The sequence below is a fragment of the Curtobacterium sp. UNCCL20 genome (assembly GCF_900101675.1).
Classification (GTDB): Bacteria; Actinomycetota; Actinomycetes; order Actinomycetales; family Microbacteriaceae; genus Curtobacterium.
Genome location: NZ_FNKG01000001.1, coordinates 695,867 through 716,552, shown reverse-complemented (window position 1 = coordinate 716,552; position 20,686 = coordinate 695,867). Strand labels below are relative to the sequence as shown.

Sequence of the window (20,686 nt, the reverse complement as noted above, 5' to 3'; positions counted from 1 at the left end):
GGCCCCGATGGCCATCGCCGACGTCGCCGCCCGAGCCCGTGACGTCCTCGACGCGGTCGGCGACGTCGTCGTCGGGATGCGTGAGCCGCTCGCCCTCGCCTTCGCGAGCGTCCTCGCCGGCGGGCACGTGCTCTTCGAGGACGTCCCCGGGCTCGGCAAGACCCTGGCGGCGCGGAGCCTCGCCGCCGCGTGCGGGCTCGACTTCCGTCGGCTCCAGTGCACCCCGGACCTGCTGCCCGCCGACATCACCGGGTCGTTCGTCTACGCCCCTGCGACCGCCGAGTTCGTCTTCCGGCCGGGCCCCGTCTTCACCGGGATGTTCCTCGCCGACGAGATCAACCGGACGTCACCGAAGACGCAGTCGGCGCTGCTCGAGGCGATGGCGGAGGGGCAGGTCACGGTCGAGGGTGAGCGCTTCCCGCTCCCCCGACCGTTCCACGTCATCGCGACGTCGAACCCGATCGAGTACGAGGGGACGTACGCCCTCCCGGAGGCGCAGCTCGACCGGTTCATGGTGCGGCTCGCCGTCGGCTACCCGACCCGTGAGGGCGAGCAGCGCGTGCTCCTCAACCGGATCGGTCGGCGGCACGAGGTCGCGGAGGTCGACGCCGTGGTCAGCGCGTCCGAGATGCTCCGCATGCAGGCCAGCGTCGAGGGCGTGCACGTCGACGAGGACATCGCCCTGTACTGCGTCGACCTCGCGAGCGCGACGCGGAGCCACCGCGACGTGCAGGTCGGGGCGTCGCCGCGCGGGGCGCAGGCGCTCATGCTCGTGGGCCGTGCACGCGCGGTCATCGACGGGCGGGACTTCGTCACGCCGGAGGACGTCAAGGGCACCGCGGTCGCAGTGCTGGCGCACCGGATCTCGCTGACGCCGCAGGCATGGGCGAACGGGGTGGACCCGGCGGGGATCGTTCGCGGCATCGTCGCGCAGGTGCCGGGGCCGCCGGTGGTCGGGGTCGGTGCGTCCGGCGCTGCGGGTGCGTCCGGTGGGTCCGGTGCCGGCCTGGAGGCGCGGTGAGCGTTCCCGACCCGCCTCCCGCCGGCCAGGCGCCCGGATCCGACGGCGCACCGGTCTGGGCGCGCAACCCGGCGCTCGTGTTCGGGCTCGCAGCCGGGGTGTTCCTCGCCGGTCTCGCCCTCGTCACCGGACGCCCGGAGCTCGCCGTCGTCGCGCTGCCGGCCCTCGTGACCGCCGGCTTCGGCGCCCGTCGGCACCTCGGCCGAGAACCGGTCCGGGTGAGGACGACGCTCGCCCCGTCCGACTCGGGCCGCGGCGTCGGGTACCGGACGGAGGTCGCACTGCCGGCCTCCGCCGAGGCCGTCGCCCTCGAGCTCCGCGTCGCGGTCGACCGACGGCACGTCGTCGTGGTCGATCGCCGGACGGCGGCGTCGCTCTCCGGGACCGTGCCGGTCTCGCACTCCGGGCCCCAGGAGATCCTGCGGACGCACGTCTCGCTCCTCGGACGGGGCGGCACCGCGGTGTCGGTACCGGCTGCGGGACCGATCGGTGAAGCGGTCGTCCCGCCGCCGCACCTCCGCATGCAGCACCTGCCGATGCCGCGTCGCGTGACGGGCATCACCGGTGCGCACGACACCGCCCGACCGGGCGACGGCGGCGAGTTCCGCGACGTGGCCCTGTTCACCCCCGGGGACCGCCTCCGGCGGATCGACTGGCGGCGCACCGCACGGCGTGCCGAACGCCCCGGGGACCTCTACGTCCGGCGCACCTTCGCCACCGCCGACGCGCTCGTCGTCCTCGTCGTCGACGGCCGCGACGACCTCGGCTCCGACGTCGCGGAGTGGGGCATCTCCCGCCACCGGGCGCACGAGGCGACCTCGCTCGACCTCGCGCGCGAGGCCGCTCTGTCCCTCGCGACCGCGTACATCGCCGCCGGGGACCGGGTTGGCTTCCGCGCCCTGTCCGGCACCGCGCGCTCGGTGGAACCGGGCGGTGGGACGCGGCACCTCGAACGCCTGAGATCGACCATCGCCACGGTGACCCCGACGGGCGACGCGACGGCGGCGGCGAGGATGCCCCTGGTCCCGGCCGAGTCCCTCGTGGTCGTCCTGTCCACGTTCATCGACGACCAGGCCGCGACGATGGCGATGACGTGGGCGGCCACCGGGCACCGGGTCGTCGCGGTGGACGTGCTCCCGACACCGGACGTACGCAGGGCGAGCAAGCACGAGCGGACGGCGTTCCGGCTCGTCGCCCTCGAACGCGACGACCGGCTGGCGGACATGGCCGCCGCCGGTGTCGAGCAGATCCACTGGCAGACGGGCGACGACGGCTCGCCCGCAGTGCAGCTGCGGCTCCTCAGCCGCCCGCGGCGGGCCGGATGAGGGCCGGCTCGCGAGCGGAGCGGACCGGGGCCCCGTCGATCGGCGCGGCCGTCCCGGCGTGGACGATCGGTGCGCTCGGCCTGGCGGCGGGGCTCGTCGGATCGGCCGTCGTCATCGGAGCGAGCGGTTGGCTCGTCGTCGCCGCGGTCCTCGCCGTGGCCGCTGCGCTCCTGCCCCGCGGTCCGTTCGCCGCCCTGCTCGTGGTGCAGCTCGCCATCGCAGGGCTCAACGGGACGAACCTCCCGGTGCTCCTCCTGACGACGCACCTCGTCCTCGCCACGAGCCTGCTCTGGGCGTGGACGCCGCGGACGGCTCGCGTGCAACTGCGAGCGCTCCGGCCGTCGGGCCTGCGGTTCGCATCGGTGCAGATCGGTGCGCAGGCAGTCGCCTTCGTGGTGGTCGCACCGTCCGCGGGTGCCGGGCCGATCGGGGGCGTCTGGCTCGCGGTCGCCGGTGCGGTCGGGCTCCTCGCACTCGCGCTCGGCCTGTTCGTGCCGACGCTGTTGCAGGACGGGGACCCGGAATCCTGAAGTGCGATGTCGCGATGCCACCCGCGTCGCGGCCGGGCCAGCTCCCCTACGCCGGCGGCGGCCCCGTCGTGTCCCCCACCCGCAACTCCGACGTGAACGACGCCGGCTGCGGCTCCGCCCCCTCGAGCATGGCCAGGGCGGCGCGTGCGGCGGCCTGCCCCTTCTGCACGAAGGGCTGCACGAGCGTCGTCAGGTGCCGGATGGGAGTGCGGTGGAGCAGGCTGTCGTCCACCGTGATGCCGTCGAACCCGACGACGCTGACGTCCTCCGGAACACGGAGCCCGGCGTCGAGTGCGGCCGAGATCACCCCGACGGCGATCAGGTCACTCTGGGCGATGACCGCCGTGGGACGCGCCCCGTCGGTCTCGAACAAGGCCACGCCGGCGAGCCGTCCCTCTTCCACCGAGCTGCCCGCGGTCTCGATCGCGGCCGCGGACGGGTAGACCTCCCGCACACCCCGCAGCCGTTCGAGCGTCGTGAAGGCGATGCCGGACGCCTGGCGGGCATCGTCGATCGGCCCACGTCGGCGTGCAGCCTCGAGGGGCAGCGTCACGACGGTCACGTCCCGGTGCCCGAGCCCCTGCAGGTACTCCGCAGCACGGCGTGAGGCGTCCCGGTTGTCGAGCTGCACGGGCACCGCGCCCTCGATCTCGTCCGCCTCGATCGCGACGACGGGGATCTGTCGACGACGCAGCACGGCGACCGCGGGGTCGATCCGGACGTTGCACCCGACGAGCACGACGGCGTCCATCGGGGCGTCCACGAGGGGACCGGCACCCTGCTCGTCGTCGAGCGGGCTCCGCACGAGCAGCAGCGACACGCCTGCGGCACCGGCGACCTCGGCGATGCCGTCGAGCGTCAGGACGTTGACGGGATCGCGAAACGCATCGCTCAGGCGCTCGTCCATCACGACACCGATGACGCCGGAGCGGCCTCGGCGCAGCGACCGGGCGCGGGGATCGGGACCGCCGTAGCCGAGCTCGGCGGCGGCGGCGAGCACGCGGGCCTTGGCGTCCTCGGACACGGGGCCACTCCCGCTGAACGCGAGCGAAGCCGTCGACGGCGCGACACCGGCGGCACGGGCGACCGCGGCCAGCGTCGGGCGCGACGAACGGGTGACGCCGCCGCGGGAAGGCGACGCGCCGAGTCCTGTTGCCGGTTCGTCCATCGCCCGTTAGCGTAACCGGAACACGCGGTCGAATCGATTCGACCGACGCAGGACACGCAGCACGACCCGCACCGCAGCACGATGGGAACCACCATGACGACGCCGTCCACCCGCACCGTCCCGACCACCAGGGCCTGGATCATCGCGGTGTTCGTGGTGTTCACCCTGTCCGGCCTCGACATCGCGACCTGGCTCGGCCGGATCCCGAGCGTCCGCGACTCCCTCGGCGCGAGCACGTTCGAGATGGGCCTGCTCGTGCTCGGCATGGCAGTCGGCTCGATCGGCGGCCTGACGTTCGCCGGCCACATCGTCGCGAAGCTCGGAGCCCGCCGGGGCGTGCAGATCGCCGCGGCCTGCCTGGCGCTCGGCATGGTGTTCGCCGGCGTCGCGGTCACGCTCGAGTGGGGCTTCGCCGCCATCTGGATCGCGCTCATCGCGTTCGGGTTCGGCAACGGCCTGTGCGACGTGTCGATGAACGTGTCCGGTGCTGCCGCCGAGAAGGCCGGTGGGCGCACGATCATGCCGCTGTTCCACGCCGCGTTCAGCCTCGGCACGCTGGCCGGCGCCGGCCTCGGGGCCCTGGCAGAAGCGCTCGAGATCCCGGTCGCGTGGCACTTCATCGTGCTGGTGATCGTCACGAGCGCCGCCATGCTCGTCGCCGTCGCGAAGTTCCAGGACGAGCACCGCTTCGCGGAGCCGGTCTCCACGGACACCAGCCCGGTCGCGACGCCGCTCACCCGCTGGCAGGTGTGGGCCCAGCCCTCCACGCTGCTGATCGGCGTGATCGTGCTCGGCATGGCGCTGGCCGAGGGATCGGCGAACGACTGGCTGCCGCTCGCCATGATCGACGGCCACGGGCTCGACAACGCCGCCGGCGCCGCCGTCCTCACGGTGTTCCTCGCGGCGATGACCGCCGGTCGGGTCGCCGGCAGCCCGCTCATCGACAGGTTCGGCCGGGTGCCGATCCTCCGCATCAGCGCCGCCGTCGCGGTGGTCGGCCTCGGCATGCTGATCTTCATCGACAACGTGCCGCTCGCGATCGTCGGCGTCGTGCTCTGGGGCCTGGGCGCCAGCCTCGGGTTCCCGATGGGCATGTCGGCCGCGGCGGACGACCCGCGCACCGCCGCCGCGAAGGTCAGCGCGGTCGCGACGATCGGGTACGTGGCGTTCCTCGCGGGACCGCCCCTCATCGGGTTCCTCGGTGAGCACATCGGACTGCTCGGTGCGCTGCTGGTCGTCTTCGTGTTCATCATCGCGGCGGGACTCGCGTCGGGTGCTGCCCGTGAGACCGGCGCCGCCACCCGCCCGGCCCGCCGCCGAGGCGACGTGGACGGCGGAGGCGAGCCGCGCCTCCAGGCCGACCGCGTCAGCGCAACCGAGGACGCGGCCGACCGCAGGTAGGCTTCCCGGCGTGCGTCTCGTCATCGCCCGCTGCTCCGTCGACTACGCGGGGCGGCTCTCAGCCCACCTGCCGCTCGCGACCCGTCTGCTCATGCTGAAGGCCGACGGTTCGCTGCTCGTGCACTCCGACGGCGGCAGCTACAAGCCGCTCAACTGGATGAGCCCGCCCTGCTCGATCGAGATCACCGAGCCGGACGACGAGCAGTCGAGCGCCGGGATCACGCAGGTGTGGACGGTCACGCAGAAGAAGACGCAGGACAAGCTCATCGTGTCCCTGTACGAGGTCGTCGCCGACGAGACCCACGACCTCGGCGTCGACCCGGGGCTCGTGAAGGACGGGGTCGAGGCGCACCTGCAGCAGCTCCTCGCGGAGCAGATCGAACTGCTCGGCGACGGGCACACGCTGGTCCGTCGCGAGTACATGACCGCGATCGGGCCGGTCGACATCCTCGCGCGGGACGAAGCCGGGGCGAGCGTCGCCGTCGAGATGAAGCGGAACGCCAACATCGACGCGGTCGAGCAGCTCACCCGCTACCTCGAGCTCATGAACCGCGACCCGCACCTGCGTCCGGTGCAGGGCGTGCTGGCAGCGCAGACGGTCGCGCCGCAGGCGCGCACCCTCGCCGAGGACCGCGGGATCCGCGTCCTCGTGCTCGACTACGACGCGATGCGCGGCATCGAGGGCGGGCACACCCGCCTGTTCTGAGCGGATGTTCGCGCCGTCGCGCGTTCGCGCGTTCGCCGGTTCCGAGACCACGGGCCTGGAGGCACGGATCGCCTCCGCCACGTCCGCTCGGCAGCGCGCCGGTAGGGTGGACAGGACATGACCAGCCCGTTCAGCGCAATCCTCTTCGACCTCGACGGCACCATCAGCGATTCCGCTCCGGGCATCCTCGAGAGCCTCTCGTACACGTTCCGCAAGGTCGGCGTCCCCGTGCCCGACCACGCGACGCTGATGTCGTTCGTCGGTCCGCCGATCATGGACACGTTCCGCACGGCCATGGGGATGGACCTCGAGCAGGCGGAGCACACGCTCGCCGTCTACCGCGAGCACTACTTCTCGCACGGGGCGCTCGACTCCGAGATGTTCCCCGGGATCGACGTGGTCCTGAAGACGCTGCACGAGGCCGGGCTGCCGATCTCCACGGCGACCAGCAAGCCCGAGACGCCCGCGACGTACATCCTCGAGCACTACGGGCTCACCGGGTACATCGACATCATCACGGGTGCGAGCGACGACGAGGTCCGCTCCTCGAAGGCCGACGTGGTGGAAGAAGCCCTCCGCCGACTGGCGGCCCGCGGCGTCGACACCAGCCGTCCGGTGCTCATCGGCGACCGGAAGCACGACGTCGAGGGTGCCACCGTGCACGGCGTCCCGGTGGTCTTCGCGGAGTGGGGCTACGGCTCCCCCGCCGAGGCCGAGGGCACGATCGCCAGCGCGGCGACCCCGCTCGACCTGCTGCCGATCCTGCTGCCGACCTCGGCTTCGTGAGCACCTCCGTCCGCACCGGGCTCCGTGGCGCTGCCTGGCTGCTCCCCGCTGCGATCGTCCTCATCGCACTGAACTTCCGCGGTCCGATCGTCGCGACGGCCCCGGTCATCGGGGACGTCCGCGCCGACCTCGGGCTGACCGCGACGGTCGCCGGGCTGCTGACGACGATCCCGGTCCTCTGCTTCGCCCTCGCGACGCCCTTCGCCAGCTGGGTGATCGCGAAGGCCGACCCCGAGCGCGCGGTGTCCCTGTCGCTCGTCATCGTGCTTGCCGGCACCGTGGTCCGGTCGATGCCCTCGGCGGCCGCCCTGCTCATCGGCACCGCCGTCATCGGCATCGGCATCACGATCGGCAACGTCGTCATCCCGGTGGTGATCCGGCGGGACACCTCGCCGGAGCGCGTCGGCCTCGTCACCGGCGTCTACACGTCGGCACTCAACGTCGGGTCGATGATCACCTCGCTCGGCACCGCCCCCGTCGCGGCCGCGTGGGGATGGCCGGTCGCGATCGCGATCTGGGCCGTCTTCGCCGTGATCGCCGGGTTCGCGTGGACCTACGCGGTCGGCGGTCGCGCCGCGTGGCTCCGTCCGGCGCCCGCCGGTGAGCCCGTCCCCGTCACCGGGCCGATCGACCAGGTGCTCGGGACCGGATCGATCCGGACGGTGTCATCACCTGCCGCGGCCGGCGAGCCCGTTCGACCCGCCCGTCGCCTCATCACCTGGGGCCTGACGCTGGCCTTCGGCGGGCAGGCGTTCTCGTACTACGCGCTCACCGCCTGGATCCCGACGCTCCTGCACGACGAGATCGGGTTCTCGAAGGCATCGTCCGGCGCGAGCTCCTCGGTGTTCCAGATCCTGGCGGTCGTCGGCGCGCTCGGCGTCCCGGTGCTCGCGTCGAAGTGGCGCCCGCGGGCGATCATCGCCCTCGTGGCGTTCCTCTGGCTGGCGATGCCACTCGGGCTGCTGTTCGCCCCGCAGCTCTGGCTGCTGTGGTCGGTGCTCGGCGGCGCTGCGCAGGGCGGTGGCATCACGGTGATCTTCATCGTGATCGTGCGGATCGTCTCGAGCGACGCCGATGCCCGCCGGATGTCCGCGTTCGTGCAGGGCGGTGGGTACCTGATCGGTTCGGCGGGGCCGCTCGTCGCCGGGTCCCTGCACGGGGCCACTGGCGACTGGACGGCGCCGCTGCTCGTGGTGCTCGCCGCGGTGCTGACGCTCGGCATCGTGGGGACGTTCGCAGCGCGTCGGGTGGCGTGACGCGGTGGCGTGACGCGCGTCGCGTCGGGTGACGCAGATCAGCGCGCGGACGCCTCGAGCACCTCGCGCAGCGTCAGGGGCCGGCGCCCCGTGATCCGCTCCACGTCGCCGGACACCCGCGCGAGCGCACCTTCGGCGATCGCCGTGTAGGTGCTCACCCACGCATCGGCCTGCCACGGCTCCGGATCCCACTGCGCCCGCGAGGCGTAGGCCTCCTCCAGCGTCTCCGGGTGGTACGTCACCGCGCGCCCCCGGACCTCGGACACGGTCGCCGCCGCCTGCTCGAGCGTGATCGCCGCCGGCCCGGTCAGTTCGTACGTCCGGTCGAGGTGCGCCGACGGGTTCCGCAGGACCTCGGTCGCGACGCGGGCGACGTCGGCACGGGCGACCGCGGCCATCGCACCGTCCGCCGCGGGACCGCGGATTACGCCGTCCTCGCCGACGAGGTCCTCGACGAAGTCCAGGTAGAACGAGTCCCGCAGGAACGTGTGCGCCATCGAGGTCGCGCGGATCGCCTGCTCGGTCGCCCAGTGGTCGCGACCCAGCGTGAAGGTCGCGTCCGCCGCCGCGCCCGCGAACGACGTGTAGACGACGTGGCGGACCCCCGCGGTCGCGGCAGCGCCCACGAACGAGCGGTGCTGCGCGAGACGGTCCTGTGCCTCGGCGCCGGAGACCATGAGGAGCAGGTCGACGCCCTCGAGCGCGGTCCGGCTCGCCTCGGCGTCGCCGAACGACGCGACCGCCACCTCGGTGCCGGGCAGGTCGGGTGCGCGCGACGCGTCGCGGACGACCATGCGGAACGGCACGCCGTCCGCCGCGAGTGCGCGGGCGACGGCGCCGCCGATCTTGCCGGTGGCACCGGTGAGTGCGATGGTCATGGTCGCTCCTGATCTGTCGGTCACGCGGTGCGTGGGGTCACGTCCGCACGGTCCTGGAGGCGCGGATCACCGTGGTCTGCACCCTCGCCGCGTTCACGCCGTCGACCTCCACCGCCCAGCTGCGGGCCGCCTCGTGGTCACGACCGTGCCGCATGTGCCGGCCGACCAGACGATCGACGCGGACGGTGTCGTCGACGGTGCAGAACCAGGTCTCGGTGAAGAGCTCGCGGAGTGCTGCCCAGGGTTCACTGTCGTCGAGGAGGTAGTTGCCCTCGGACACCACGAGCCGCGCTGCCGTCGGCACCGGGATGCTGCCCGCCACGGGTTCGTCGACGCGGCGGTCGAAGTCCGGCGCCCAGACGACCGGCTCGTCGGCCGTGACCAGGCGTCGGACCAGCGCGACGTACCCGTCGCCGTCGAACGTGTCGATCGCACCCTTGCGGTCGTGCCGGCCGAGGGAGTCGAGCGCCTGGTTCGACAGGTGGAAGCCGTCCATCGGGACCTGCACCGCCGTGCCGCTGCCGAGGGCGTCGTCGACGGCGACGACGATCCGCCGCGCCAGCGTGGACTTGCCGGCGCCCGGCGCCCCTGCGATGCCGAGGACGGTCCGGCCGGCGCCCTCGGCGAGTGCGACCGCGCGGTCGACCGCTTCGTCGACGGACATCTCGGGCGGGAACACGCATTCATCCTGGCAGAGCACACCGACGGCGGTCCGGCGGTGGTTCACTTGCCGCATGGTCGATGCGACGAAGGCGTTCAGCGGGTTCTCGGTGCGTGACGTGTCCGAGGCGAAGGCGTTCTACCAGGACGTCCTGGGGGTCGAGGTCTCCGAGGACCACGGCATGCTCACCCTGCACCTCGGCGACGGACACGGCGTGCTCGTCTACCCGAAGGGGCCGGCCCACGAGCCGGCGTCCTTCACCGTCCTGAACTTCCCGGTGCCCTCGGTCGACGACGCCGTGGACGAGCTCGCCGCGAAGGGTGTCTCGTTCCTGCACTACGAGGGGATGACCGACGAGAAGGGCGTGAACCGCAGGGGCGGCCCGCTCATCGCGTGGTTCACCGACCCCTCCGGCAACGTGCTGAGCGTCCTCGAGCTGTAGCGACGCGATCCCCGCACGCAGTCCGCAACCACGCACGAGACGGTGTCCCACCTCAGCGGCTGAGCGCGCCCGCCCAACCGAGGGCGATCGGGACGACCAGTCCGTGGCGGTGGTGCGGCAGGTCCGCGATGGCCATCCAGGCGGCCTCGTCGGTCGAACCGTCGAGCTCGGACCGGAGCGCACCCCCGACGATCGACGCCCGGAACACCACCTGCACGGCCTTCATCGGTCGGCCGTTCGCGTGGATCCGGCGTTCGGCGGGGACGATGTGGTGCCGGATGCCGAGGAGCGGTCCGACGGTGGCTTCGTACCCGGTCTCCTCCCGGATCTCCCGCACGACTGCCTGCTCGACGGTCTCGTCGAACTCGACGCCGCCGCCCGGCAGCGTCCACGTCCCGGCCTCGGGGAACCGCAGCTTCGCCAGGAGCACGCGGTCGCCCTCGGTGATCACGCCGTAGGCGGCGAGCCGGGTGTCGTAGTCCGTGTACTCCATCTCCCGACCATGCCAGGAAGCCAGTCCGGAACGGTCGAGCCGCGCCGCGCCTCCAGGCCGAGTCGACCGCCTGCGGTCAGGAGACGATCGTCGTGACGTCGGTCGGCGGGGCGGTCGAGGCGGCGGCCGCGGCGGCGGCCCAGCCGACACGCATCCGTGCGACGGCCCGGTCGAAGCCGGCCAGGGGATCGGCGTCGTCGCGGATCATCGACTGCAGCTGGAGTCCCTCGAACAGGGCGACGAGCTGCTCGGCCGCGTGCCGGGGTGAGGCGCCGCGGGGTTCGCGCCCGGCGACGACGTCACGCACGAGGGCGAGGGTGATGTCCTCGAACGAGCGGGTGTACTGCGCGCGGAACCACCCGGCCGCGGGGTGGTCCGGATTGGAGGCGGCGCTGAGCAGGGCGACGCGGAGTCGGACGAGGGCGGGTTCGTCACAGCCGGCCTCGAGTCGGGCGCGCAGGTACGCCACGGCGCCGGAGCGTTCGGCGACGACCCAGAGTGCCCGGCGGCTGCCGTTGTTCCAACGGTCCATGACGGCGACGACGAGGAGCTCCCACAGCGGGTAGACCCGTCGGACCTCGGCCTCGGTCACACCGGCGTGCGCCGCTACCTGGGCGGGACCGACGGTGTGGAAGTCGGCGGCGCGGTAGGCGTCGATCGCGCCCGTGACGATGCGGGCACGAAGATCTGCATCGGACTCGGGCATGCCGTCGATTCTCCGGCCCCGGTGACGGGAGCGCGACCGCCTGTTCTGGGGGCGCTGGCCGAGTCGGGTCCGCCGACGGCTGGGGGTCAGACCCGGCCGCGCGGAATCGGTGCGGCAGAGCGACAGATGTGCGGCATCCAGTGCGGAGGCGCCCGCACGAGCGACAGATGTCCCCGGAAGTCCGGCGGCAGACTGTCGCTTTGGCGGGAGGGAGGGGAAGGGGCGCGGGGGGCGGGAAGGGGCGCGGGGCCCGGGCGGACCCCGCGGCTCACCCGCGGTCGAAGGTCAGCGTCTCGTCGTCGGGCGCGGTGACCCGCCCGGTCCGGGCGAACTCGGCCCACACCGCGCGGAAGGCCGTGCCGCGCCGCTCCACCTCGGGCCAGTCCCGCTCGGGGACGAAGCGCGTGCCGGCCCAGGCCTCCCGGCCGCCGAGCAGCAGTGGCAGGTCGCTCATGTGCACGGCGCCGGTGGGCTTCGTCGTCACGCCGCGGTGCAGCCGGTACGAGATCGCACGGCCACCGGCGGCCCGGTGTCGTGCGGTGAAGCGTCGGACGTCCCGCCCGTAGATGACGTCCGACAGTGGCCGGACGAGCAGCCACCGCAGCAGGGGCCGCACCACGCCGATCCGGGCGACGGACCGGAGGCCCGGGATGAGCGGCACGTACATGCCGGTCTCGTCGCTGCCGGAACCGATGAGGACGTCGACGTCCGGCGCCACCGCGCTCCACGCGTCGTCGAGGTCGCGTTCGGCGGGCAGCGGCGCGAACCCGTACTGGGTGCCGTAGGGCATCCCTCCCGGCAGGCCGAACGGCGCAGCGGCCTTGGTGCCGAGCGTCTGCCGTTCGAGCAGGTCGTCGAGCGGCGTGTCCGGGTGCACGGCACCGACCGCGCGGACCATGGCACGGTTCATCCGTGCACGGCCACGGGACAGCCCGAGCGGCGCGCTCTGGATGATCGCGCGTCGGAAGAGCCCGGCGGTGCCCTCGCTGATCATGAGGTGGGCGGCCGCGTCCCCGCCGGCGGATTGGCCGAACACCGTGACGAGGTCGGGGTCTCCGCCGAACGCGGCAATGTTCGCCTGCACCCAGCGGAGCGACTCGACGATGTCGAGGAGGCCGAGGTTCGCGGGGACGGCGTCGCCGTCGCCGAGGAACCCGAGGACACCGAGCCGGAAGGTCACGGACACGAAGACCACGCGCTGCTCGGTGACGAGGTCGCGGGCGTCGTAGATCGGCAGGTCGCCACCGCCGATGACGTACGAGCCGCCGTGGATCCAGACCATGACGGGCAACTGCTCGCCCGGCTGGACGTCGGCGGGCACGGTGATGGACAGGCGCTGGCAGTGCTCGTCGACCTCGAGGCCCTCGATCGGTCGGAGCAGCTGGTCGACGAAGGTCGCGGCGGGCTGCGGCGACACCGGCGACGGTGCGGTCGCTGCGAACGGTTCCGTGAAGGGCGGGACGGGCTCCGGCGCCGCGAAGCGATCCGCGTGCGCGTAGGGGATCCCGAGGGCACGGACGACGCTCCCGTCGACGACGCCGGTGATGCGTCCGGCAGGTGGGTCGAAGGTCAGCGAGGCGGCGTCGAGCATCCGCTCACGCTATCGAGGTGACCAGGAGGGGCCCTGGAGGCGCGGGGCGGGGCCGCCACGGGCCTCCAGGCCCTCGTCAGTCGCGACCGGCGACGGGCCGCAGCGAACCGGACGCCGCGAACGCCGCGACGAACAGGACGGCGACCAGCCAGAGCGCGCTGAGCGCGCCGACGTGCTCGGCGATCGCGCCCACGACCGGCGGACCGGCGAAGTTCGCGAAGTAGCCGATCGACGCGACCACGCTGACCCGCTTCGCCGGGTTCGGGCCGCTCTGCGCGGCGGCGGACATGCCGAGGGGGAACCCCATCGAGACGCCGACCGCCCAGAGCACCACGCCGATCAGCGTGAGCCACCAGCTGCCGCCGACGATGAAGAGGACCGCGCCGACGATGCCGAGGGCGGTGGTCCACCGGATGGTGCGGACACGTCCGAGCCGGTCCACGACGGGTCCGGCGAACACGCGGGTGGCTGCCTCGGACACGGCGAACACCGTGAAGAACAGGGCGCCGACGGCTGCGCTCTGGCCGTGCCCGTCGGTGGTGGCGAGGGCGAGCCAGTTGTTGGCGGAGCCCTCGCCGAGTTCGACGCCGAGCATGACGACGCCGATGAGCAGGAGGCGCACGTCCGTCCACCCACGCGCCCACTGCGTGAGGCGCTGCCGCGGGGTGAGCGTGTGGTCGGGCGCCTCGGCGCGGCTGCCGTCCGGGACGCCGCGCACGGCGATGACGCCGACCACGAGGATGACGACGGCCTCTCCCATGAGCTGGGCCGACGGGCTGATGGCCAGCCATGCGCACAGGGCTGCGATCCCGGCGCCGAGTGCCGCGCCTCCCGACCAGGCGGCGTGCATGAGCGGGAGCAGCGTGCGCCCCGCGAGCGCCTCGATCGCCGTGCCCTCGATGTTGGCCATCACGTCGAGGCACCCGATGCCGGCGCCGGCGACCACGAACGCGACCGTCGCGAGCGGGACGGAGTGGACCGCCGCCGCGACGCCGAGGACCGCGATGGACGCGGGCACGAGCACGACGACGGCGCTGAGCGCCCGCCTGCTGCCGAGGCGACGGAGCAGCGGCGCGGCGCTCAGGAGACCGCCGATCGAACCGACGGTGACACCGCCGAGCATGAGCCCGATCGTGCCGACGTCGACGCCGAGCTCGACGCGGAGCTCGGGGAGACGCGGACCCCAGGCAGCCAGGCTCACCCCGCCGATCGCGAAGGCGACGATGACGGCGTTCCGCCACCGGGCGAGCTGTCTGCGGTCCACGTCGACGCCGAGCGAGTGCATCCCGCCATCGAACCCGCTTGAGGGGGATCACGGCAAGGGCTCGAGGACCTCGGCTGCTCCCGCACCCAGAGCATCAGGTGGGGAGCACGCCGTCACACGGGGCAGCAAAAACTACACAGCGGGTGGTTTTTGGGGTAGCGTCGTCCTCGATCTCGCCGCGGAGCATCGCTCCTCGTCGGGTCGCGACACCCAGTCAGGACCGAAGGAGCCTCTGCAATGCCCACCACTTCTGTGCAGCTGTACTCGCTGCGCGACGCCATCGCCGAAGACCTCGACAAGGCCATCGCCCGGGTTCGCGACATCGGCTACGAGAACGTCGAGCCCTACGCGTTCGTCGAGCGCGCTGCCGACCTCGAGCGCGCGTTCGCCGCCACCGGCCTCAAGGCGCCGTCCGGCCACGTCGCCGTGATCGACGCCGAGGACACGGCACCGATCTGGGACGCCGCGGAGCGTCTCGGCATCCACACCGTCATCGACCCGTTCATCCCGACCGACCGCTGGCAGACCGCCGACGACGTCGCGAAGATCGCCGAGCGGGTCAACGAGCTCACCGCCGAGGCCGCGTCGCGTGGCCTGCAGTTCGGCTACCACAACCACCAGTGGGAGTTCACGAACAAGGTCGACGGCCGCACGGTCTACGAGCTCTTCGTCGACCAGCTCTCGCCGGAGACCGTCCTCGAGGTCGACACCTTCTGGGCGACCGTCGGTGGCGCCGACGCCCCCGCCGTCCTGCGGTCCCTCGGCGACCGCGTCGTCGCGATCCACGTCAAGGACGGCAAGGTCGACGGTGACATCCGCACCGCACTGCCCTCGTCCGAGAGCGCCCTCATCGTCCCCGAGGCGCTCCAGCGTGCCTTCGAGAACCAGACCCCGGCCGGCCAGGGCGACGTCGACGTGACGTCCATCCTCGCTGCCGCGCCCCAGGCGATCCGCGTCGTCGAGTTCGACGCGTACAAGGGCGACGTCTTCGAGGGCATCACCGAGTCGCTCACCTGGCTGAAGGCCAACGACAAGTGAGCCGTGTCGGGATCGGCATCATCGGTGCCGGCAACATCTCCACGCAGTACCTCGAGAACCTGACGAAGTTCGCCGACGTCGAGGTCCGCTTCGTCGCCGACGTCCTGCTCGACCGTGCCGCTGCCCAGGCAGAGGCGTACGGGGTCGGCGCATCCGGCAGCGTCGAGGAGCTCCTCGCCCGTGACGACGTCCAGATCGTGATCAACCTGACGATCCCGGCAGCGCACGCCGAGGTCGACCAGCAGATCATCGACGCGGGCAAGCACGTGTGGAGCGAGAAGCCGATCGCGACCGACCACGCGTCGGCCGCCGCGGTGCTCGAGTCGGCCAAGGCCAAGGGACTGCGGGTCGCGACGGCGCCGGACACCGTGCTCGGCGCGGGCATCCAGACCGCGCTCCGGGCCATCGCCCGCGGGGACATCGGCGAGCCGCTCTCCGCGACGACGTTGTTCCACGTCCCCGGACCCGAGGCGTGGCACCCGAACCCGGACTTCCTCTTCGCCGAGGGAGCCGGGCCGCTGTTCGACATGGGGCCGTACTACGTGACGACCCTGGTGCACGCGTTCGGCACCGCCTCCCGCGTGCAGGCCGTGTCCTCGAAGTCGCTCGACCGTCGCACGATCGCGTCCGGCCCCCGTGCCGGCGAGACGTTCCCGGTCGAGGTCCCGACGCACCACGCGGCCCTCATCGAGTTCGCCGGCGGCCAGTCCGCCCAGTCGACGTTCTCGTTCCAGCACGCCCTGCCGCGCATGGGCTTCGTCGAGATCAACGGCACGCTCGGCACGATCTCGCTCCCGGACCCGAACACGTTCGAGGGTGCGTCGCAGCTCTGGCGGTACGGGCAGGAGGAACCGGAGACGCTCGAAGCGGTCGGCTCCACCTGGGGTCGTGGCACCGGCGTCGTCGAGCTCGCGCGGGCCATCGCCGAGGACCGTCCGGAGCGCGCCTCCGGTGCGGTCGCCCTGCACGTCCTCGACGTGCTGCTCGGCATCCGCGACGCTGCGGCGTCCGGCTCGGCGGTCGACATCACGTCGACGGTGGACCGGATCCCGCCGCTGCCGGAGGACTTCGACCCCGCGGCCGCGGTCCTCACCGCGTAGCGCATGTGACGTCGTCACCTGCGGCGCCGTCGAAGCGCCGTCGAGTGAGCAGGAGTGGTCGGGTCCCGTTCGGGAACCCGACCACTCCTGCTCACGGACGCACGAGCGTCGCGGTCAGCTTGCGGGCGGCACGATCTGCTCGAGCAGCCGGAGCACGCGTTCGCCGTCGACGGCGTCCGGGTCGAGCAGCCACTGCACCTGCAGCCCGTCCGACGCCGCGATGCTCAGCGACGCCAGGTCGACCGGGTCGAGGTCGGCACGGATCCGACCGGCCGCCTGGTCCGCCTCGATGAGGGTCGCCAGGTCTGCGCGGAGCCGGGTGAACCGCTCCCGCATGAACGCACGCGTGGTCGGGTGCCCCTCTTGCACGGCATCGGCGGCGAGCGTCGTGTAGAGCTGCACCAGGCCCGGCACGGCGCGGTTCCGCGACGCGCTCTCGCGCATGTCCCCGATCGCGGACTTCATCCGGTCGGGCGCCCCCTGTTCACGGACCTCGTGCTCGCGGTAGACGGCGAGTAGCAGTTCGTCACGGCTGGGGAAGTAGTGCCGCAGCGCCGCGTGGGTGATCCCGAGGGCTTCGGCCACGGAGCGGAGCGAGGACGCGTCGACGCCCTGGTCGGCGATGATGCGGATCATCTCGTCGAGGATCTGGGTCCGTCGCTCGGCCCCCTTGCGGTACCCGCCGCGTCGCGGCGTGGCCGCTTCGTCGTCGTCGGCGGGGTGCGTCATCCTGCCAACTTACCGCTGGAAGGTTTTTTCCGGGAGGCGCGTGGGGACACCGTCCGGGAGCCCCGTCAGTTGTCGTTCAGCTCCGCGTCGCCGTCCGGGTCGACCACGTACTCGTCGACCGGCGCGGGCCCACCGCCAGCCAGGGCCTCGGTGATCTGCTCGAGGCAGCGGGCGAGGACGCCGTTCTCCTCGTTCGACAGGTGGTCCATGACCTCGACCACGGCTTCGTGGAACCGGGCGTAGGACGCGTCGATCTTCTTGGCCGCCTGCACGGTGGGCTCGAGCACCTGCGCGCGGCGGTCCGTCGGGTGCGGGGCGCGGACGAAGTCGCCCTTCTCGACGAGCCCGTCCACGATCTTCGTCACCGAGGCGTTGGAGACGTTGAGCATGACGGCGAGGTCCTTCGGACCCATCGCCCGACCGTCCCGGTGTGCCTGGAGCATGTACCGGACGGCGAGGAACTCGTTCTTCGTGAGTCCGCTCTCGCTGCGGGCCTGCTCGAGCTGCTGCTCCTCCGCGTGCTGCAGCCGGAGGAGGGCATCGACCGCGACCTTGGCGGCACGCGACCGGGGTTCCCGGGCGTAGAGGTGCATGTGCTCACGGCGGACGACGGTCAGCGGCATCTGGTCGGGTGTTCTCTCTGCCTGGTGTTCTGGGTGTGTCTGCTGGACCCTACGCGGCGGTGACCGAGAAGAAGTCGGCGTACGACGGCTCGGAGCGCCCCGACAGGAGCGAGGGGTCCTGGATGCGCCGTTCGACGTACGCGTCGATGACGGCGGGATCGGTGAGGCCGACGCGGGTGTGCGTCCCGACGAGTCGTGCCTGTCGCGGCATCCCGGTGTACGTGCTGTGCATAGCGATCCCGCCTTCCTGCTGCCTTGCTGTCCCCTGCGGACGACAGAACTGTTTCACGGGCTGAACGATCAGTGCAACGAACTGTTCGCGATCTGTACGTTTCACGCACTGAATGGTTCTCGCGCTCGAACGACCCGTCCCGTCACACCATCGCGACGCTCATCACGGCGACCGCGATGCCCATCGTCAGCGTCTCGATCAGGGGCAGCGCCCGGGCCCGATGCCGCACCCCGTCGCGCACCATGTGTGCGGTGAGCAGCAGGTAGCCGAGGGTGAGTCCGACGAGGACGACCTGCCAGGTGACGCCCACCGTCCCGGCGTGGTGCTGCGCCATCGCCATCCCGGACATCGCCGACGCGCCGCCCGCCGCCGATGCTCCGACACCGACGGTGCCACCGACCCCCAGCGCCCCCATCACCAGCAGCCCGAGCGCCGCGTGCAGTCGGCCGAACCGACCATGCGCGGAGGCGACCCGGACGGCGGGAGCCGACCCGCGCCTCCAGGCAGTCGGGGCCGACCCCGTCTGGATCCGGTGCACCGCTGCCAGCGTGACGGCGAGGAGTGCGAGCACCACGAACCAGACGACGCCGGGCAGCACGCGCGGCGCGAACACCCCGTCCACCATCGACGCGACCATCACGACGGCGGCGACCACGTCGACCGCACGGCCGGGGCGCCACGCCCCGACCGTGCAACAGGCTCCCGCCGACGCCGGGACGATGGCGGCGAGCCCGATGAGGTCGCTCACGTCAGTGCCCGTCGTGGTGCGAGCAGTGCGACGCGGCCGAGGTCGACGCGGGGACGTTGAGCGCCGGGTTCCGCGGGAAGAACCCGTACGGCTTCAACGTGAACTTGGCGTAGTCCACCGGCATCACGGGCCAGTCCTCCGGCCGCGGGAAGTGCGTCGGCCCGAAGGTGTGCCAGACCACGATGTCCTCGCCGTCGAGGGGCCGGTCGCCCTGCACGTACCGGGCGACGCCGTCCCCGCCCGGGTTCTGGTGCACGAAGTCACCGGCGGCGAAGCGCTCCGCCGGGTCGTACTGGGTGACGTACAGGTGCTTGCGGGCGAACTCGGCGCGGGCGGCGACGGACGACGAGTCGTCGGCGAGCAGCACCGGGGCGTCCTGCGGGTACAGCACGTACCCGGTGGGGCGGTCGAGGTGGTTGCGCTCCTCGGTGTTCGAGATGAACCACGTGCGGGCCTTCGACGCGTCCGCGAGACGACCCGACGTGGCCTCGGACGACAGGCGGGTGACCGACTTCGTGAACGCGTTGCCGTGCTCGTTCCCGGGCCCGACCGGTACCCGGACGGCGTCGACCTCGTCGACCGCGTTGGACAGCCCGTCGACCATCATGTCGAGCCGCGCCGAGAACAGGTGCTGGTGGTACGGGGCACCGAGGCCGGGCGCCACCTCGGACGCGTACGGGTAGTCCGCGCCGGAGTCCGAACGCCCCGGGTACGACGAGGTGAAGAGCACGCCGGTGAGCTTCGCCTCGCACTCGATCGTGCCGTCGAGGTACAGGTACCAGTAGAACCCGTAGTCGTAGTTGCCCACGGTCGTGAAGAACGAGATCACCAGGCGGCGGGAGCGGCGGACCTCCTGCGAACCGGTGTAGATGTCGCCGTGCTTCCAGAGGGTGCCGAAGTCCTCCTCGTGCATGCAGATGCCGTTCCGGATGGTCTGCGGGTTGCCGAGCTCGTCGGCGAGGACGGCGTCGAAGTACTGGATCTCACCGACGCAGTCGCAGCCGAGCTCGAGCGAGTTCGTGAAGCGGCCGAACAGGTACTCGCCGGTGTCGAAGTAGTTCTGCCAGAACCGCACGGGCGACGGGTCGCCGTACGGCACGAGCATCTCGTCGATCGAGGCCCGGTAGACGATCGGCCGGAGCCGCTCGCCGTCCTGCCACGACAGCTGGCGGAGCACGAGGCCCTCACGGGCGTCGAAGCCGATCTGGAAGCGCCAGTTCGCCCACTCGACGAACTCGCCGTCGACCGAGAACGAGGGTCCCTCCGGCTGCGTGATGACGATCGGCTTCAGGGCGAGCGGCTCGCCCTGGAGCTCCGGGTCGTCGAAGTTGCCCGACGTCGCCGGGATCGGCATGTCCGCCACGTCGACGATGCGGGTGACGGTGCGGTTCGCGGCGTCGACGTAGACGGACAGGCCGTCGACCGGGTGCGCCCAGACGTGGTCGGCCGGGTGGTCCTGCCGGAACGCGAGGACGCGCAGGATGCGCCGGCCTTCCTCCTCCGGGTAGTCGTAGTACCCGGCGGACAGCGGGACGCACTTCACCTCGTCCGGCGTCAGGCCACGCTTCGCCAGCGCCTCGACCCACCGCTCGTCCGCGTTCGCGATCTCGCCGACGGCGTCGAACTCCTCGATGAGGACGGGGAGCTGGCCGCGGGAGCCGTCGAGCACGTCGGTCGACAGGACCGAGCCGGACGTGATCGACACGACGCTGTCCGTGGACCGGCCGGTCGCCATGTCGAGCAGCATCACGCGGGCGCGGCGGTCCGGGAGGGGGCCGTCGCCGGCCTGCCAGGCGAGCACCTCCCGCTTGTGCGGTTCCTCGAGCCCGACGTACGCGAAGCGGGTGGTGTCGGTCCAGTCCGGCTGCGCCGTGACCAGGTCGCGGACCGCCGTGAACTCGTCCGGCGTCAGGGTCGCGAGCGGGTGGGTGGTGGCGGTGATCGGGTCGGTGATGGTCATGTGCGTGGTGCTCCTTGCGCGTTGCGTC

22 protein-coding genes are annotated in these 20,686 nt (G+C 72.3%); 10 read left to right on the top strand and 12 right to left on the bottom strand.

What is annotated here, in order from left to right:
* The first annotated feature begins 7 nt into the window (after nucleotides 1-7).
* Genes BLT36_RS03555 through BLT36_RS03545 form a run of 3 tightly spaced genes read left to right on the top strand, consistent with a single transcriptional unit; the run spans nucleotide 8 to nucleotide 2,876 of the window.
* The gene (locus tag BLT36_RS03555) at nucleotides 8-1,021 is read left to right on the top strand and encodes an AAA family ATPase (RefSeq protein ID WP_092094273.1); all 1,014 of its coding nucleotides are present in this window, start codon (nucleotides 8-10) and stop codon (nucleotides 1,019-1,021) included.
* Entirely contained in the window at nucleotides 1,018-2,346 is a 1,329-nt protein-coding gene (locus tag BLT36_RS03550; protein ID WP_139166347.1) for a DUF58 domain-containing protein, read from the top strand. Before BLT36_RS03555 ends, BLT36_RS03550 begins: the two co-directional genes overlap by 4 nt.
* Nucleotides 2,343-2,876 carry a hypothetical protein gene (locus tag BLT36_RS03545; RefSeq protein ID WP_092091987.1) on the top strand — a complete coding sequence of 178 codons (534 nt, stop codon included), beginning with the start codon at nucleotides 2,343-2,345 and terminating at the stop codon, nucleotides 2,874-2,876. The genes BLT36_RS03550 and BLT36_RS03545 overlap by 4 nt, the downstream gene beginning before the upstream one ends.
* Nucleotides 2,877-2,922: 46 nt before the next feature.
* Here the strand turns inward: BLT36_RS03545 and BLT36_RS03540 are convergent, their stop codons facing one another.
* The gene (locus BLT36_RS03540; protein WP_092091985.1) at nucleotides 2,923-4,044 is read right to left on the bottom strand and encodes a LacI family DNA-binding transcriptional regulator; all 1,122 of its coding nucleotides are present in this window, start codon (nucleotides 4,042-4,044) and stop codon (nucleotides 2,923-2,925) included.
* A gap of 93 nt (nucleotides 4,045-4,137) precedes the next feature.
* Here BLT36_RS03540 and BLT36_RS03535 point away from each other — a divergent pair, with 93 nt between their 5' ends.
* From BLT36_RS03535 to BLT36_RS03520, 4 genes are all read left to right on the top strand, one after another.
* Nucleotides 4,138-5,445 (top strand): MFS transporter, encoded by a 1,308-nt coding sequence (locus BLT36_RS03535; RefSeq protein ID WP_254787303.1) that lies wholly within the window; start codon nucleotides 4,138-4,140, stop codon nucleotides 5,443-5,445.
* A 10-nt stretch (nucleotides 5,446-5,455) separates the two neighbouring features.
* A complete protein-coding gene (gene nucS / locus BLT36_RS03530; RefSeq protein ID WP_092091983.1) occupies nucleotides 5,456-6,151 on the top strand; it encodes an endonuclease NucS in 696 nt (231 codons plus the stop codon).
* Between the two features lie 117 nt (nucleotides 6,152-6,268).
* Complete coding sequence (locus BLT36_RS03525) at nucleotides 6,269-6,937, top strand: HAD hydrolase-like protein (RefSeq protein ID WP_092091981.1); 669 nt, start codon at nucleotides 6,269-6,271, stop codon at nucleotides 6,935-6,937.
* The gene (locus tag BLT36_RS03520) at nucleotides 6,934-8,193 is read left to right on the top strand and encodes an MFS transporter (RefSeq protein ID WP_092091979.1); all 1,260 of its coding nucleotides are present in this window, start codon (nucleotides 6,934-6,936) and stop codon (nucleotides 8,191-8,193) included. The genes BLT36_RS03525 and BLT36_RS03520 overlap by 4 nt, the downstream gene beginning before the upstream one ends.
* Nucleotides 8,194-8,231: 38 nt before the next feature.
* On the opposite strand, the gene BLT36_RS03515 is transcribed toward BLT36_RS03520, so the two are convergent.
* Nucleotides 8,232-9,071, bottom strand: a complete 840-nt coding sequence (locus BLT36_RS03515) for an SDR family oxidoreductase (protein WP_092091977.1) — start codon at nucleotides 9,069-9,071, stop codon at nucleotides 8,232-8,234.
* 37 nt (nucleotides 9,072-9,108) lie between these two features.
* A complete protein-coding gene (locus BLT36_RS03510) occupies nucleotides 9,109-9,750 on the bottom strand; it encodes a nucleoside/nucleotide kinase family protein (protein ID WP_254787301.1) in 642 nt (213 codons plus the stop codon).
* 55 nt (nucleotides 9,751-9,805) lie between these two features.
* Between BLT36_RS03510 and BLT36_RS03505 the strand changes: the two genes are divergently transcribed.
* Nucleotides 9,806-10,174, top strand: coding sequence for a VOC family protein (locus BLT36_RS03505; RefSeq protein WP_092091975.1), 369 nt, complete (start codon nucleotides 9,806-9,808; stop codon nucleotides 10,172-10,174).
* A gap of 52 nt (nucleotides 10,175-10,226) precedes the next feature.
* Here BLT36_RS03505 and BLT36_RS03500 read toward each other — a convergent pair whose 3' ends face one another.
* From BLT36_RS03500 to BLT36_RS03485, 4 genes are all read right to left on the bottom strand, one after another.
* Nucleotides 10,227-10,667 (bottom strand): NUDIX hydrolase, encoded by a 441-nt coding sequence (locus tag BLT36_RS03500; protein ID WP_092091973.1) that lies wholly within the window; start codon nucleotides 10,665-10,667, stop codon nucleotides 10,227-10,229.
* A gap of 76 nt (nucleotides 10,668-10,743) precedes the next feature.
* Nucleotides 10,744-11,373 (bottom strand): TetR/AcrR family transcriptional regulator, encoded by a 630-nt coding sequence (locus BLT36_RS03495; RefSeq protein WP_092091971.1) that lies wholly within the window; start codon nucleotides 11,371-11,373, stop codon nucleotides 10,744-10,746.
* Between the two features lie 268 nt (nucleotides 11,374-11,641).
* A complete protein-coding gene (locus BLT36_RS03490; protein WP_092091969.1) occupies nucleotides 11,642-12,964 on the bottom strand; it encodes a carboxylesterase family protein in 1,323 nt (440 codons plus the stop codon).
* Nucleotides 12,965-13,040: 76 nt separating this feature from the next.
* Complete coding sequence (locus tag BLT36_RS03485; RefSeq protein WP_092091967.1) at nucleotides 13,041-14,249, bottom strand: MFS transporter; 1,209 nt, start codon at nucleotides 14,247-14,249, stop codon at nucleotides 13,041-13,043.
* A gap of 216 nt (nucleotides 14,250-14,465) precedes the next feature.
* On the opposite strand from BLT36_RS03485, the gene BLT36_RS03480 reads away from it, so the two are divergent.
* Nucleotides 14,466-15,266, top strand: coding sequence for a sugar phosphate isomerase/epimerase family protein (locus tag BLT36_RS03480; RefSeq protein WP_175529462.1), 801 nt, complete (start codon nucleotides 14,466-14,468; stop codon nucleotides 15,264-15,266).
* Nucleotides 15,263-16,366: a Gfo/Idh/MocA family protein gene (locus tag BLT36_RS03475; protein WP_092091963.1), complete on the top strand. Its 1,104-nt coding sequence runs from the start codon at nucleotides 15,263-15,265 to the stop codon at nucleotides 16,364-16,366. The genes BLT36_RS03480 and BLT36_RS03475 overlap by 4 nt, the downstream gene beginning before the upstream one ends.
* A gap of 114 nt (nucleotides 16,367-16,480) precedes the next feature.
* On the opposite strand, the gene BLT36_RS03470 is transcribed toward BLT36_RS03475, so the two are convergent.
* The 5 genes from BLT36_RS03470 to BLT36_RS03450 form a co-directional block, all read right to left on the bottom strand.
* Complete coding sequence (locus BLT36_RS03470) at nucleotides 16,481-17,095, bottom strand: TetR/AcrR family transcriptional regulator (RefSeq protein ID WP_092091961.1); 615 nt, start codon at nucleotides 17,093-17,095, stop codon at nucleotides 16,481-16,483.
* Between the two features lie 65 nt (nucleotides 17,096-17,160).
* Entirely contained in the window at nucleotides 17,161-17,718 is a 558-nt protein-coding gene (locus BLT36_RS03465; protein WP_092091959.1) for a MarR family winged helix-turn-helix transcriptional regulator, read from the bottom strand.
* Nucleotides 17,719-17,767: 49 nt separating this feature from the next.
* Nucleotides 17,768-17,950: a hypothetical protein gene (locus BLT36_RS03460; protein ID WP_092091957.1), complete on the bottom strand. Its 183-nt coding sequence runs from the start codon at nucleotides 17,948-17,950 to the stop codon at nucleotides 17,768-17,770.
* A gap of 142 nt (nucleotides 17,951-18,092) precedes the next feature.
* The gene (locus tag BLT36_RS03455; protein WP_092091955.1) at nucleotides 18,093-18,698 is read right to left on the bottom strand and encodes a hypothetical protein; all 606 of its coding nucleotides are present in this window, start codon (nucleotides 18,696-18,698) and stop codon (nucleotides 18,093-18,095) included.
* A 1-nt stretch (nucleotide 18,699) separates the two neighbouring features.
* Entirely contained in the window at nucleotides 18,700-20,658 is a 1,959-nt protein-coding gene (locus BLT36_RS03450) for a primary-amine oxidase (protein ID WP_092091953.1), read from the bottom strand.
* Nucleotides 20,659-20,686 lie beyond the last annotated feature (28 nt).

Excerpts from the sequence above, each read along its gene's own strand:
- BLT36_RS03555 (WP_092094273.1), top strand. The coding sequence starts at position 8 with ATGGCCATCGCCGACGTCGCCGCCCGAGCCCGTGACGTCCTCGACGCG.
- BLT36_RS03545 (WP_092091987.1), top strand. The coding sequence starts at position 2,343 with ATGAGGGCCGGCTCGCGAGCGGAGCGGACCGGGGCCCCGTCGATCGGC.
- BLT36_RS03540 (WP_092091985.1), bottom strand. The coding sequence starts at position 4,044 with ATGGACGAACCGGCAACAGGACTCGGCGCGTCGCCTTCCCGCGGCGGC.
- BLT36_RS03535 (WP_254787303.1), top strand. The coding sequence starts at position 4,138 with ATGACGACGCCGTCCACCCGCACCGTCCCGACCACCAGGGCCTGGATC.
- BLT36_RS03525 (WP_092091981.1), top strand. The coding sequence starts at position 6,269 with ATGACCAGCCCGTTCAGCGCAATCCTCTTCGACCTCGACGGCACCATC.
- BLT36_RS03515 (WP_092091977.1), bottom strand. The coding sequence starts at position 9,071 with ATGACCATCGCACTCACCGGTGCCACCGGCAAGATCGGCGGCGCCGTC.
- BLT36_RS03505 (WP_092091975.1), top strand. The coding sequence starts at position 9,806 with ATGGTCGATGCGACGAAGGCGTTCAGCGGGTTCTCGGTGCGTGACGTG.
- BLT36_RS03500 (WP_092091973.1), bottom strand. The coding sequence starts at position 10,667 with ATGGAGTACACGGACTACGACACCCGGCTCGCCGCCTACGGCGTGATC.
- BLT36_RS03495 (WP_092091971.1), bottom strand. The coding sequence starts at position 11,373 with ATGCCCGAGTCCGATGCAGATCTTCGTGCCCGCATCGTCACGGGCGCG.
- BLT36_RS03490 (WP_092091969.1), bottom strand. The coding sequence starts at position 12,964 with ATGCTCGACGCCGCCTCGCTGACCTTCGACCCACCTGCCGGACGCATC.
- BLT36_RS03485 (WP_092091967.1), bottom strand. The coding sequence starts at position 14,249 with ATGCACTCGCTCGGCGTCGACGTGGACCGCAGACAGCTCGCCCGGTGG.
- BLT36_RS03480 (WP_175529462.1), top strand. The coding sequence starts at position 14,466 with ATGCCCACCACTTCTGTGCAGCTGTACTCGCTGCGCGACGCCATCGCC.
- BLT36_RS03470 (WP_092091961.1), bottom strand. The coding sequence starts at position 17,095 with ATGACGCACCCCGCCGACGACGACGAAGCGGCCACGCCGCGACGCGGC.
- BLT36_RS03465 (WP_092091959.1), bottom strand. The coding sequence starts at position 17,718 with ATGCCGCTGACCGTCGTCCGCCGTGAGCACATGCACCTCTACGCCCGG.
- BLT36_RS03460 (WP_092091957.1), bottom strand. The coding sequence starts at position 17,950 with ATGCACAGCACGTACACCGGGATGCCGCGACAGGCACGACTCGTCGGG.
- BLT36_RS03450 (WP_092091953.1), bottom strand. The coding sequence starts at position 20,658 with ATGACCATCACCGACCCGATCACCGCCACCACCCACCCGCTCGCGACC.